This is a genomic window from Janthinobacterium sp. SUN120 (genome assembly GCF_030397735.1).
GTDB lineage: Bacteria > Pseudomonadota > Gammaproteobacteria > Burkholderiales > Burkholderiaceae_D > Janthinobacterium > Janthinobacterium kumbetense.
Genome location: NZ_JAPUBW010000002.1, coordinates 328,358 through 340,494 on the forward strand (window position 1 = coordinate 328,358; position 12,137 = coordinate 340,494).

At 66.9% G+C, this 12,137-nt stretch carries 13 protein-coding genes; 3 read left to right on the top strand and 10 right to left on the bottom strand.

The window, feature by feature from the left end; genetic code table 11:
• Positions 1-30: 30 nt before the first annotated feature.
• The 9 genes from O0879_RS11215 to O0879_RS11255 form a co-directional block, all read right to left on the bottom strand.
• The gene (locus O0879_RS11215; protein WP_289916447.1) at positions 31-831 is read right to left on the bottom strand and encodes a transporter substrate-binding domain-containing protein; all 801 of its coding nucleotides are present in this window, start codon (positions 829-831) and stop codon (positions 31-33) included.
• A gap of 33 nt (positions 832-864) precedes the next feature.
• Positions 865-1,896, bottom strand: a complete 1,032-nt coding sequence (gene tssA, locus O0879_RS11220; protein ID WP_289916449.1) for a type VI secretion system protein TssA — start codon at positions 1,894-1,896, stop codon at positions 865-867.
• A gap of 20 nt (positions 1,897-1,916) precedes the next feature.
• Positions 1,917-4,559, bottom strand: coding sequence for a type VI secretion system ATPase TssH (tssH, locus tag O0879_RS11225; RefSeq protein WP_289916451.1), 2,643 nt, complete (start codon positions 4,557-4,559; stop codon positions 1,917-1,919).
• Entirely contained in the window at positions 4,556-5,032 is a 477-nt protein-coding gene (gene tssE, locus O0879_RS11230) for a type VI secretion system baseplate subunit TssE (RefSeq protein ID WP_099667124.1), read from the bottom strand. Before tssE ends, tssH begins: the two co-directional genes overlap by 4 nt.
• 65 nt (positions 5,033-5,097) lie before the next feature.
• Complete coding sequence (locus tag O0879_RS11235) at positions 5,098-5,589, bottom strand: type VI secretion system tube protein Hcp (protein ID WP_034750126.1); 492 nt, start codon at positions 5,587-5,589, stop codon at positions 5,098-5,100.
• A 31-nt stretch (positions 5,590-5,620) separates the two neighbouring features.
• On the bottom strand, positions 5,621-7,120 hold the full coding sequence (gene tssC, locus O0879_RS11240; RefSeq protein WP_289916455.1) for a type VI secretion system contractile sheath large subunit: 1,500 nt from the start codon (positions 7,118-7,120) through the stop codon (positions 5,621-5,623).
• A gap of 1 nt (position 7,121) precedes the next feature.
• Positions 7,122-7,631, bottom strand: a complete 510-nt coding sequence (gene tssB / locus O0879_RS11245; RefSeq protein ID WP_099667123.1) for a type VI secretion system contractile sheath small subunit — start codon at positions 7,629-7,631, stop codon at positions 7,122-7,124.
• A gap of 38 nt (positions 7,632-7,669) precedes the next feature.
• Positions 7,670-8,257, bottom strand: a complete 588-nt coding sequence (locus O0879_RS11250; RefSeq protein ID WP_289916456.1) for a tetratricopeptide repeat protein — start codon at positions 8,255-8,257, stop codon at positions 7,670-7,672.
• Positions 8,258-8,355: 98 nt separating this feature from the next.
• Positions 8,356-8,505 (bottom strand): hypothetical protein, encoded by a 150-nt coding sequence (locus O0879_RS11255; RefSeq protein WP_289916458.1) that lies wholly within the window; start codon positions 8,503-8,505, stop codon positions 8,356-8,358.
• 31 nt (positions 8,506-8,536) lie between these two features.
• Between O0879_RS11255 and tssJ the strand changes: the two genes are divergently transcribed.
• Genes tssJ through icmH form a run of 3 tightly spaced genes read left to right on the top strand, consistent with a single transcriptional unit; the run spans position 8,537 to position 11,333 of the window.
• Entirely contained in the window at positions 8,537-9,136 is a 600-nt protein-coding gene (gene tssJ / locus O0879_RS11260) for a type VI secretion system lipoprotein TssJ (RefSeq protein WP_289916460.1), read from the top strand.
• A 47-nt stretch (positions 9,137-9,183) separates the two neighbouring features.
• The gene (gene tssK, locus O0879_RS11265; protein ID WP_289916461.1) at positions 9,184-10,554 is read left to right on the top strand and encodes a type VI secretion system baseplate subunit TssK; all 1,371 of its coding nucleotides are present in this window, start codon (positions 9,184-9,186) and stop codon (positions 10,552-10,554) included.
• On the top strand, positions 10,551-11,333 hold the full coding sequence (gene icmH, locus O0879_RS11270; RefSeq protein ID WP_289916463.1) for a type IVB secretion system protein IcmH/DotU: 783 nt from the start codon (positions 10,551-10,553) through the stop codon (positions 11,331-11,333). Before tssK ends, icmH begins: the two co-directional genes overlap by 4 nt.
• 11 nt (positions 11,334-11,344) lie before the next feature.
• On the opposite strand, the gene O0879_RS11275 is transcribed toward icmH, so the two are convergent.
• Complete coding sequence (locus tag O0879_RS11275; protein WP_289916465.1) at positions 11,345-12,130, bottom strand: OmpA family protein; 786 nt, start codon at positions 12,128-12,130, stop codon at positions 11,345-11,347.
• Positions 12,131-12,137 lie beyond the last annotated feature (7 nt).

Sequence of the window (12,137 nt, forward strand, 5' to 3'; positions counted from 1 at the left end):
TTCTCCATCGGGTGAATCAGGGTGGCAGCGTCAGGGTTGCAATGCGCGGTCGACGATGCGGCGGATCGCGCCGCTATTTTGCATGCGCACGATGGCCGCATTGAATTGTGCGATAAAGTCATCGCGATACGGGTAGGCGGCAGGCCGTTGCGCCGTAAAACCCAGGTGGCCTTGCTGGCTGGCCAGCTGCGCCGTTTCCTCGATTGCCTGCATCGGCGTGCCCGGCGGTCCCTCGCGCCGGATGCGCTGCAATTCCCACTGCGCCGACAGGCGGTCGCTGACATAGCAATCGATGCGTCCGCGCATCAGCTTGAGCAAATTCGTGCGCGTGCCCTTGGCGGGGTCGAGCACGATTTTTTCAGCGCGCAGGGACGCCATCAACCCCGCGTCGCCCGGCAGGAAACCGGCGTTCACGCCGATGTGCAGGCCGCCGTAATCGGCGGGCCATTGCCGCAGCTTGCGCCTGGTCATCACGTCCTGGTTGCACAGCACCACCAGCTGCTCCATCAGCAGCGGCACGGAATAGCGCACATACGGCCGCTCGCTGCGCCAGGAATACGGCGGATACAGGGCAAACGCCTCGCCCGTCTGCAGCATCAGCAAGCCCCGTTTCCAGGGCACGGGACGCAGCTGCACCGCATACTGCGGCATCGATTGCGCCGCTTCACGCACGATCTCCGTATAAATGCCTTTCAGCTGGCCGTTTTCAACGTAGGAGTACGGCGGATAGTCGTCGTCGCCGTAAATCACCAGCGGCACCGCAGTGCCGGCCCGCGCGCCGGCGGCGATGAACAGGCATAGCGCGGCAGGCAAGATGAGCATTCTGGACATGCCCGAAGAGTAGCATGGAAGGGGCCAGCGCCATCACCCGTTTGCACTGTTCGTGCCCAGCATGTCGTCGAGCTGCGCCAGGGTATTGGCATCCTTCACGACGGCGCGCAGCCACAGGTGCAGCGGCAGATCGCCCCAGCTGGCGGCCTTCTCGGCCAGGTAGGCGACAGGGCTGTGCGGCTCCGTGCGGCGGAAGAAATCGGCCACCTGGCGCAGCTGGGCCAGCGCCTGCTGGCGCTGCACGATGGCGCCGCCGCCCTCGCCGGCGGCCTGGCCGGCGGCGGGTGGCGCGCCGATGAAATCCGCGCCAGGCGACAGCGGCGCGATGAAATGAATGGCGTTTTCCAGCGCTTCGCGCGCAGCGCGGAAACTCGGACCGTCGGCGCCGAAACGCGCATCGACGCTGCGCTCGAACGCCAGCAGCGACTGCATGCAGTACTGCGCATCGGCCAGCAAGCCGTCGGAAAAGGTGCGGGTGTTCCTGTGCCGCGCCGCCTCCATCTGCGCCAGCGTTGCCGCTTCGTCGTGGCGCGCATCGCCCCAGCCCTGCTCCGCCGCGCCCTGCGCTACGCTGGCGGCCGCGCGCTGGCGCGCCGCATCGAAATCCTGCAGCGAATACAGGCCGTCGGCGCCTTCGGTCAGCGGGATCTCGCGCAGCAGCTGCGGCGTGCGCGACAGCAGCCAGAAGACATTGCCGATGCGCTGTTCCTGGTCGCCCTCTTCCGCCGGCGGGTACAGGCCATCCCAGTAACGTTCGCACAGGCCGGCCAGCAGCGCGTAGCCATCGCCCAGGCCACGGAAATGGCGCGTCTTCGCGTGCGCCTCGGCCAGCCACACGGCCATGCGCAAATCCTTGCTGCGCGCCGCGATCAGCTGTTCGCAGCGCGTCGCCACGAAGGGCCAGTCGGCTTCCTTCAGCGCCGTCACCCACTCGCCCTGATCCAGGCTCGGGTCGTCGTGCTGGCGCGCGCGCGCAATGGCGTCGAGCTCCTGGCTGAAGGTGAGGTCGTCGCCGCAGGGGCTGACGGCGCTGACGGGGTGCAGCAACTGCTCCAAATTGAACATGGCGCTCTCCGGAAGGTGGATTATCGGATCGTGTACTTGAACTGCCCCTGCTTGTTCGCGCTGACGCGTATCGACGCGACCGGCTCGCCCGCGGCCATGCGCGCCAGCACCACTTCGGCGATCGCCGGCAGCAGGCTGCCGTTGAGGATCTGGTCGACGTTGCGCGCGCCCGAATCGACCTCGGTGCAGCGCGCCAGCACGGCGTCGACCAGGCCCGCGTCATGGCTGAACTGCGCCTGGTGGTTGCGCGCGATGCGCGCCCCGATGCGCGCCAGCTTCAGGGCGATGATCTCGGCCAGCACCGCGTCGTTCAGGGGATAGAAGGGCAGCACCTTCAGGCGCCCGAGCAGGGCCGGCTTGAAGTGGGCCACCAGTTGCGGTCGCACCAATTCTTCCAGCGCGGCCGGCGTGGGCAAGTCCTGCGCCGCCCGGTTCAGGCAAGCGGCCATCATCGCGCCCGAACCCAGGTTCGAGGTGGCGATGATGATGGTGTTGCGAAAATCGACTTCGCGCCCTTCCGCATCATCGAGCACGCCCTTGTCGAACACCTGGAAGAACAGTTCCAGCACGTCGGGATGGGCCTTTTCCGCTTCATCGAGCAGCACCACGCTGTAGGGCTGGCGCCGCACGGCTTCCGTCAGCACGCCGCCTTCGCCATAGCCGACATAGCCGGGCGGCGAGCCTTTCAGGCCGGCCACGCTGTGCGCTTCCTGGTACTCGCTCATGTTGATGCTGATGAGCTTGCGCTCGCCGCCATACAGCAAGTCGGCCAGCGCCAGCGCCGTTTCCGTCTTGCCCGTACCGGACGGCCCCGTGAACAGGAACACGGCTTGCGGCTTGTCCGGGTCGTCCAGGCTGGCGCGCGCCGTGCGCACGCGCTGCGCCACCGCCTCGATGACGTGGTCCTGTCCCAGCACCCGTTCGCGCAGCGCGCCGTCCAGGGTCAGCACCGTGCGGATTTCGTCCTTGAGCATTTTCCCCAGCGGGATGCCGGTCCAGCCGGCGACGATGCCGGCCACCACCTGCGCATCGACTTCCAGCGGCGACAGCGGCGCGTCGCCCTGCAGGGCCGCCAGCTCGTCCTTCAGCGCCAGCAGGCGCGCCGCGCCGATCTCGCCCGGCCGCTCGCCGCGCAGCTGCGCGCGCAGCTCGCCGATCTGCGCCACCAGCGCCTTTTCGCGCTCCCAGCGCTGCGCCAGCGCCGCGACCGCCGCCTGCCCGTCGTCATGCTCGCGCCGCAGCTGCGCCAGGCGCGCGGCGCCGGCTTTATCGGGCACTTCGCCATCGGCCGCCTCGCGGGACAGGGCGGCGATTTCCGCGCCGACGCGCTCCTGGCGCCGGTGCGCGTTTTCCAGCTGCGCCGGCGTGGCGCGCTGGCCCAGCGCCACCTTGGCGCACGCCGTATCGAGCACGCCGATAGCCTTGTCGGGCAACTGGCGCCCGCTGATGTAGCGGTGCGACAAGCGCACCGCCTCGACGATGGCCGCGTCGCGCACGCGGATGCCGAAATGGCGCTCCATCAGCGGCGCCATGGCGCGCAGCATGGCGCAGGCGATGTCTTCGCTGGGCTCTTCCACCTTCACCACCTGGAAGCGCCGCGCCAGCGCCGCATCCTTTTCAAAATACTTCTTGTACTCGCTCCAGGTGGTGGCGGCGATGGTGCGCAGGGCGCCGCGCGCCAGCGCCGGCTTGAGCAGGTTGGCCGCATCGTTCTGCCCCGCCTGGCCGCCGGCGCCGATCATCGTATGCGCCTCGTCGATGAAGAGGATGACGGGGTGCGGGCTTTTCGTCACCTCGTCGATGACATTTTTTAAACGGCTTTCGAATTCTCCCTTCACGCTGGCGCCGGCCTGCAGCAAGCCCATGTCGAGCGCGTGGATATGCGCGCCCTGCAGCACCTCGGGCACGTCGCCGGCGGCGATGCGCAGGGCCAGACCTTCCACCACGGCCGTCTTGCCCACGCCCGCCTCGCCCGTCAAAATAGGATTGTTCTGGCGCCGGCGCAGCAGGATATCGACGGCCTGGCGTATCTCCGCCTCGCGGCCGATCACGGGATCGAGCTTGCCGTCGCGCGCCAGCTGCGTCAGGTCGGTGGTGAACTGGTCCAGCGCCGGGGTTTTGCTGGCCAGGCTAACAACAGGATCGTCGCCGGTGTCGGAAAGCCGCGGCACTGGCGCGCTTTCCTCCTCGCCTGAGCCGGCCGTCAGCTTGTCCGGATGGTGCTTCAATTGCTCCACGCTGAAGCGGGCGAACAGCTTCGAGCCGCGGTAGGCGAGCTGAGACAGTTCCGGCTCCGTCAGCAGCGCCAACAGCAGATGGCGGCTGCGGATGGGGCCTGGCTGCGCCGTGTCCAGCGAGGCGATCAGCCAGGCGTGTTCGAACAGCAGCGGCAAGTGGGGCGAAAACACGGGCGTGCGCGCGCTGCCCGTGCGGAAGCCGCCGATCTCCCGGCGCAGGTCCGCTTCCAGCGCCGTCAGGCTGATTTCGCTGCGCCGCGCGATGGTGACGAAATCGCTGCGCTCCTGCTCCAGCAGCGCCAGGAACAGGTGTTCGATATCGACTTCATACTGGCCCAGTCCCACGCAGATGGCGGCGGCGCGGGTGGCGGCCGTGCGCGCCGTGTCATTCAGTTTGGCGATCAGGGTTTTCAGGTTATTGCTCATGCGGCGGCTCCCTTGCGGTTGATCGAATAGCGCAGCGACGACGGCTGCAGCACGGCGTCGAAATTGACCGTCTCGCCGCCGGACCTCACGGCCAGGGTGCCGCTGATGACGAAGCCGACCCGGTTGATGGCGCCCGCTTCCCGTTCCAGGCGGGCGCGCACATTGCGCAGGCGCGGCTCGTGGCGTTCGATGGCGGCCTTCAGCGCAGCGCAGATGCGGGCGCGGTCATCGCTGCTGGACAAACACATGCCGGCGAAGTCGATCAAGCCATAGTTGACGATGGAGGCCGCGCATTCCGGATACGCGTCGAGCGCGCCGGGCGGCAGGGCCACGCGCGTATTGAGCAGCTCTTCCAGGTCGCGCGCCACCGCATCCTTCAATTGTTCCAGCGACAGGCGCGGCGCCACGCCGCCCGCCGCCGCGCCGCCGTCGCCCATCAGGCGGTCGAACAGGCCAGGTACATAACTGTCCATGCGCTCTCCTGAAAAGTCGGCGCGGCGCGGGCGCAGGTAGCCGCCGCGCGCCGCGCGAGGATGGATCAAGCCACGCGGTTCGCGGCCAGGTCCCAGCCGCCCGAGGTATTGCCGCCGGCGCCGCCCGTCACTTTTTGCTGCGTGTATTTCCACTTCACCTTCGAGAACTTGAAGCCGACGTGTTCACCGAGGATGTCGCCCTCCTCCACGTTCGGCGTGACGGCGCCGATCAGCACATTCTCGATTTCGATTTCAAAGTACTTGACGCGCTCGCCCTGGCCGTCGGCGCGCATGAATTCGAAGCGCGCCTTGGGGATGGTCTTGCCGGCCGAGCAGGTCTGCAGCAGCACCGGCGAGGCCAGGTCGGCCAGCTTGGAAATGACGATGTCCTTGTGCTCGCAGCGTTCGGCCGTGTGGCCGCCGCCCGTCGACGCGGTGGCGGACTTCGGCTGCTCGACGCTCCAGCTGACCGATTTGCACTCGATCCAGTCCTTGTGCTTGTCATCGGTGGACTCGCCCTTGATGCCGTCTATCTGCAGATATACATCGATTGCCATGGTGTGCTCCTGTGGTTGAAAGAGAGGTGGATCAGGAATTGGTCGACTTCGGCAACTCCGCGACCAGTCGGAGCGAAACGGATAATTCATCGAGCTGGAAGTGCGGCCGCAGGAAGGACACGGCGCGGTACACGCCGGGCCGACCCGGCACTTCATGCACCTGCACGGACGCTTCGCGCAGGGGGAACTGCGCCTTCTGTTCCTGGCTGGCGTTATCGTCGAGCAGCACGTACTGCATCAGCCAGCGGTTCAAAAAGTCTTCCACGTTGGAGGCGGCGGCAAAGCTGCCGATCTTGTCGCGCATCATGGCCTTCATGTAATGGGCGATGCGCGAGACGGCAAAGATGTACTGCAGCTGCGACGACAGCACCGCATTCGCGTTGGCCGCGTCGCTGTTGTACTTGCGGCTTTTCTGCGCCGACTGCGCGCCGAAGAACGCCGCATACGCCGTGTTCTTGCAGTGCACCAGCGAGATGAAACCCAGGTCGCTCAATTCCTTTTCGCGGCGGTCGGTGATCGCCACTTCGGCCGGGCATTTCAGGGCCACGTCGCCCTCGTCCGTCTTGAAGGTGTGGGTCGGCAGGTCGTCCACCAGGCCGCCGCCCTCCACGCCGCGGATGGCGGCGCACCAGCCGTAGTCGGCAAAGGCGCGCGTCAGCTTGCAGCCGAACGCATACGCGGCGTTACACCACAGGTATTTGTGGTGGTCGCTGCCGTCGACTTCCTCGACAAAATTGAAACCTTCCACCGTGGTGCCGTCGACGGGATTGAACGGCAGGCGGCCCAGGAAGCGGGGCAAGGTCAGGCCCACATAGCGCGCATCCTCGGATTCGCGGAAGGCTTTCCATTTCGCGTACTCGATGGTGTCGAACACCTTGGCCAGGTCGCGCGGCTTGCCCAGGTCGCCGTAGCTTTCCAGGCCAAACAGTTCCGGCGCGGCCGAAGCGATGAACGGCGCATGCGCGGCGGCGGCGATGTGCGACATCTGTTCGACGAAATACATGTCTTCCGGCTGGCGCGAGATGGCGAAGTCGCCCAGCAGCGCGGCGAACGGCGCGCCGCCGAAGGTGCCGAATTCCTCTTCATACACCTTCTTGAACATGCTGCTCTGGTCGAACTCCAGCGCGGCCTGGAAATCCTTCACCAGTTCGCGCTTGGTGGCGTTGAACATGCGGATCTGCAGGCGCGTGCCCGTATCGGAATTGCCGACCAGGTAGCGCAGCCCCGTCCAGCTTTGTTCGAGCTGCTGGAACGGCGCCGCGTGCATGATTTCGCTGAGCTGGGCGGAGATCAGGCGGTCGATTTCCGCCACGCGCGCATCCAGCGTGGCCGACAGGCTGCTGGACATCAGCACCGTGCCGTCGAGCACCTGCACCACCAGTTCCGAGATCAGGTCGCGCGCGCGCGCATGTTCGGCGCCGGACTTGGCGACGCGGCTTTGCTCGACGATCTGGTCCAGCAAGTCGGTGGCGGCCGGCGCATCGGGGGTGGATACAGCGAGGGATTCTGGGGCTTCTGCCTGGGCGCTCATCTCAATCCTCCTGCGCTGGGAACTGCGGTTTCAGGGTGGCCAGGCTGTCCGTGTTGTTCAGCACTTCCGTCAGCAAGTCTTCCAGCTTGTCGTTGCCGGCCAGCTTGTTGCGCAAGTCGGCCAGCTTGGTGCGCGCCTCGAGCAGCTTGCGCAAGGGATCGACCTGGCGCACCACCGATTCCGGGCGGAAGTCGTCCATCGAGCGGAAGTGCAGATCGACGGCAAACGTGCCGCCCGCCTCGCCGAGGCGGTTCGGCACGGCGAAACGGGCCACCGGCTCCACGCCGGCCAGCACTTCGTCGAAGTTGTCGCGGTCGAGGGCGACGAACTTGCGGTCCTTCAGGCGTTTTTTTTCGCTGTCCGGATTGCCGCCAAAGTCGCCCAGCACGCCGACCACGAAGGGCAGCTCCTTGTTTTCAATCGCGTCGCCGATTTCGACGTCGTAGGTCATTTGCACGCGCGGCGCGCGTATCTGCTTCAGGCGTTTTTGCACGCTGTCGGACTTGGGCATGTCGCTTCCTTTACTCAGGGGATGGTGGGGATGCCGGCTTATTTCAGGCCGCTGAACGGGTCGGCCGCGCTGCCTTGCGCCGCGCCCTTCGCCGCCGGCGTGCCGGAACCGGCGGCGCGCTTGCCGCCCGCCGGCGGGCGCTTGGCCGGCGGCACCAGCACGTCTTCGCCGATGCTCGCGCGCAGCAGCTTGGCCAGGTCCTGCGCTTCCGAGCGCAGCGAGCCATTCAGATTGTTTTGCCGCGACAGGTCGGCCAGCGCCTTGCCGGACAGGCGCAAGCCGCTGACGGCGACGATGCTGTTGGCGACCTTGTCGTCCGGGTCGCGCTCCAGCGCTTCGAGCGCATGGCCGATGGCGTCGCCGTACTGGCCGCGGTCGAACTTCATCTGCGCCATTTGCAGCCAAGGCGCCTTGTCGGCGGGGTAGCTGCTGCCGCCGCCCTTGAGCAGGGTCATGGCCCGTTCGTACTGGCCGGCGCGCGCCGCCGCATCGGCGTCGCTCATCACTTGCGCCAGGGTCGGCGTGGCAGGTTTCTTCGGCGCCGGCTGGTCCGGCGAGGCGCAGGCGGCCAGCAGCAAGGCGCTGGCGAGGCAGGCAATACGGGGCAACACGGTGGCTGGCTTCATCGGGCATTCCTTCACGTGGAGGACGCTACCGCTGGGAAAGACGGGCGGCGCCTTGGTGGAGGCCATTATTGATCGCCAATTTTTTTGCCAGATTGAGATTAATCAGCAAAGAAGAAGTTCCACATCACAGCCGCGAACAGCGACATGAAACCTGATCTGGCGCAGTAATTGTCTTGATCGCTGACCGATTTTGCGCCAACGCAAGCAGGCCGCCCCTGCATGCGTTTAAATGACTGCAGCACTTTCATTTCCACGCACCATTTTTTGCAAAGAGCAGCCATGCCATTTGACGCCCCGCTCCGCCGCCTGGCCCGCACCGCCGCGCTACTTCTGCTGGCGTTGCCGCTGGTCGGCTGCGCGGGCGGCGCCATCGGCACCCTGGCCAACGCGGCGCTGCAGATGGCCGGCGCGGCCAAGCCGCCGCCCGAACTGCCCGACGCGCAAAAGCCGCCGCGCAATGTCAGCATCCGCCTGCATGCGGCGCAGCGCCTCAACACGGATGCCGACGGCCGGCCGCTGGCGCTGGTGGCGCGCATCTACAAGCTGCGCCAGAGCGCCGCCTTCGAGCAGGCGCCGTACGACAGCTTCCTCGACACGCAGCGCGAAAAGACGGCGCTGGGCGCCGACCTGATGGAAGTGAAGGAAGTGCTGCTGGTGCCGGGCCAGCGCTACGAGGTGCAGGAGAAAGTCAGCAAGGAAGCGTATTTCATCGGCGTCGTGGCCCTGTTCCGCGCGCCTGCGGCGCAGCGCTGGCGCGCCACCTTTGCCGCCGCCGATGCGGAACGCGGCGGCATCACCGTCGGCCTGCACGCCTGCGCGCTCAGCGTGGCCGGCATGGACGGCGGCATGGCGCCGCTGTCCACCCTGCGCTGCCGCTAACGCAGCAGCGGCGGCAGCGGCACGCCACACATTCAAGGAGAAACGCAATGGGCATGGCAGCGAAAATCTTGTGGGGAGAGGGCCTGTTCCTGCGGCCGCAGCATTTCCAGCGCCAGGATCAATATCACGAAGCGCGCCTGCATCACACGGCCAGCGCGCTGCATCCCTACCTGTGGGGCGTGGCGCACATGGAGTGGGACCTGGCGGCGCTGAAGACGGGCACCTTGCGCCTGCAAGCGCTGTCGGCGATCTTCCGCGACGGCGAAGTGTTCGAGGCGCTGGGCGACGGCGCGCCCGGCAGCGATACCCTGCCCCCACCGGTGGACCTGGAAGCGCTGCCGCCGGCGGTGCAGGAAGTGACGTATTACGCGGCGCTGCCCATCCTCAACGGCGAAGGCATGAATTACACGGCGCAGGCGACAACGGCAGGCACGCCGGCGGCCACGCGCTTTGCGCACGCGCTGCGCGCCACGCCCGACCTGTTCACGGAGTCCGCCGTGGCCGACGTGGCCTACCTGAAGAAGAGCGTGCGCCTGATTCCCGACAGCGAGGCGCGCGGCTCCTACGACTGCCTGCCGCTGATCGCCCTGCGGCGCACGGTGTCGGGCGGCTTCGAGCCCGTGCCCTCGTTCATGGCGCCCAGCCTGGCGATCGCCGGCGCGCCGCGCCTGCAGGGCGTGCTGGAACACCTGCTCGACGCCTTGCAGGCGAAAGTGAGCGCGCTGCACGGCCACCACCGGGAACCGAGCCGCAACGTGATCGAGTTCCGCTCCGGCGACGTGTCCTCGTTCTGGCTGCTGCACACGGTCAGCACGGCCGCCGCGGCGCTGATGCATTACGTGCGCCATCCGGCCCTGCATCCGGAGCGCCTGTACGAAGCGCTGCTGGGCCTGGCGGGCGGCCTGCTCAGCTACTCCAAGCATTACACGCTGGCCAGCCTGCCCGCCTACGACCACGCGCAGCCGGGCGCCTGCTTCGACGCCATCGACGGCATCATCCGCGAACTGCTCGACACCGTCATCTCGTCGAAGTATTTTTCCATCGCCCTGCTGGAAGAACAGCCGTCGTACTACCTGGGCAAGCTCGATTCGGGCAAGATCGACCAGCACACCACCTTGTACCTGGCGATCCGCGCCGCCATGCCGGCCATCGAACTGGTGGACGTGGTGCCGCTGCGCGTGAAGGTGGGCGCGCCCGACGACGTGGAAAAATGCGTGCTCACGGCCATGCCCGGCCTGAAATTGTCGCATGCGCCGCAAGTGCCGGCGGCCATTCCCGTGCGGCCCGACACCTATTATTTTGCGATTGAAAACCGCGGCGCGCTGTACGAGCAGATGCTCAAGGCGCAGTCGATTTCCGTGTACGTGCCGGCCGGCATACGCGACCTGCAGCTGGAACTGATCGCGGTGACGGCATGAGCCAGCTCATCGAACGGCGCGCGGCGCCTTCCCTGCTGGGACCACGCGGCCCCGCCCCTGCCGGCGCCCGCCATGCCGGCAGCGCCCTGCTGGACCTGATGCATGAAGGCTTTTACATGCTGTTCATGCTGAAGCACGGTTCGGCGCCCGGCGACGAGCAAGGCTTCATGGACCGCATCACGGCCTTCCTCGACGACTTCGAACGCGAGGCGAAAAAGATCCGCGCCGACGGCGACGATATCGAGGCGGCCAAATATGCATTCTGCGCGGCCGTCGATGAAATCATCCTGGCCTCGCCCTTCACGCTGCGCAAGCAGTGGGAGCGGCGCCCGCTGCAGCTGCTGATCTTCGGTGACCAGCTGGCCGGCGAACATTTTTTCGACCGCCTCGACGCCCTGCGCGGCAAGGGCGCCATGCGCGTGCAGGCGCTGCAGGTCTTCCATATGTGCCTGTTGCTGGGATTCCAGGGCAAGTATGCGATCGACGGCGGCGAAAAACTCAGCTACCTGACGGCGCGCCTGGGCGATGAAATCGCCCACATCAAGGGCAAGAGCCGCGGCTTCGCGCCGCGCGCGGAACGCCCCGACCAGGTGGTCAACAAACGCGGCAGCGACGTGCCGCTGTGGGTGCTGTCGAGCTTTTTCGCCCTGCTGGCCATCTGCGCCTACCTGGGCCTGAAAACACATCTGACGCGCGGCACGCAAACAACCCTGGCCGCGTATGCGGACCTGGTCAAGCTGGCGCCACGGCCAGCCAACCTGACCATCACGCTGCCGTGAGGCGCAGCTGACTACTGCGCAATCCTGAACTCGATGCGCCGGTTCCTCGCCCGGCCATCGGCCGTGGCGTTGCTGGCCACGGGGCGGTCCGGCCCCTGGCCCGACACCAGCACCGTATCGGCGACGACGCCCTTGCTGGCCAGGTAGGCGCGCACGGCTTCGGCCCGCGCCTGGCTCAGGGCCACATTGCTGGCGCGCAGGCCCGTGTCGTCCGTGTGGCCGATCACCTCCACCTTGCGGCCCCGCAGCCTGAGCATGGCGGCCGCCATCTCGTCGAGGATGGCCAGGCCGGCCGGCGTGATGGACGCCTTGCCGCTGTCGAATTCGATGATGCGCTTGTCCAGCGCCGCATCGAGCAAGCCTTGCTCGGCCTCGACCGCCTTGACCCGCAAGCCATTGTTGACGATATAGGTGGGATTGAGGCTGGTGGCGATGTCGCTGGCGATCTGCTGGCGCTGCGCCTCGTTCGCCACTTCGCCGCGCACGCTGACGTTGTTGCCGTCGATGCTAATCTGCCCTCGTGAAATGAGCTTCAGGTTCGGCGCGATCAACTTTTGCACGTAGCCGTTCCAGTTGGCCGGCACGGCCACGTTGCCGATGGCGATCTGGTCGACCACGCGCTCGGCGCCATACAGTTCGCGCAGGCGGGCCAGCACGGCCGCCTTGCCCGCCTCGTCGGCCAGGGTGCCCGTGACGAGGATCTGCCCCGGCATCGGCGTCTGGGGCGCCTGCGCCTGAGCGTGGCAAGGGGGGGCGGCAAGCAGCAGCGGCAGCAGGAAAATGACGGGAGATTTCATCGCAATC

Coding starts and splice junctions, on each gene's coding strand:
- O0879_RS11235 (WP_034750126.1), bottom strand. CDS start 5,589: ATGGCAATCGATGTATATCTGCAGATAGACGGCATCAAGGGCGAGTCC.
- tssH (WP_289916451.1), bottom strand. CDS start 4,559: ATGAGCAATAACCTGAAAACCCTGATCGCCAAACTGAATGACACGGCG.
- O0879_RS11275 (WP_289916465.1), bottom strand. CDS start 12,130: ATGAAATCTCCCGTCATTTTCCTGCTGCCGCTGCTGCTTGCCGCCCCC.
- tssA (WP_289916449.1), bottom strand. CDS start 1,896: ATGTTCAATTTGGAGCAGTTGCTGCACCCCGTCAGCGCCGTCAGCCCC.
- tssB (WP_099667123.1), bottom strand. CDS start 7,631: ATGCCCAAGTCCGACAGCGTGCAAAAACGCCTGAAGCAGATACGCGCG.
- tssJ (WP_289916460.1), top strand. CDS start 8,537: ATGCCATTTGACGCCCCGCTCCGCCGCCTGGCCCGCACCGCCGCGCTA.
- tssE (WP_099667124.1), bottom strand. CDS start 5,032: ATGGACAGTTATGTACCTGGCCTGTTCGACCGCCTGATGGGCGACGGC.
- O0879_RS11250 (WP_289916456.1), bottom strand. CDS start 8,257: ATGAAGCCAGCCACCGTGTTGCCCCGTATTGCCTGCCTCGCCAGCGCC.
- icmH (WP_289916463.1), top strand. CDS start 10,551: ATGAGCCAGCTCATCGAACGGCGCGCGGCGCCTTCCCTGCTGGGACCA.
- O0879_RS11215 (WP_289916447.1), bottom strand. CDS start 831: ATGTCCAGAATGCTCATCTTGCCTGCCGCGCTATGCCTGTTCATCGCC.
- O0879_RS11255 (WP_289916458.1), bottom strand. CDS start 8,505: ATGAAAGTGCTGCAGTCATTTAAACGCATGCAGGGGCGGCCTGCTTGC.
- tssK (WP_289916461.1), top strand. CDS start 9,184: ATGGGCATGGCAGCGAAAATCTTGTGGGGAGAGGGCCTGTTCCTGCGG.
- tssC (WP_289916455.1), bottom strand. CDS start 7,120: ATGAGCGCCCAGGCAGAAGCCCCAGAATCCCTCGCTGTATCCACCCCC.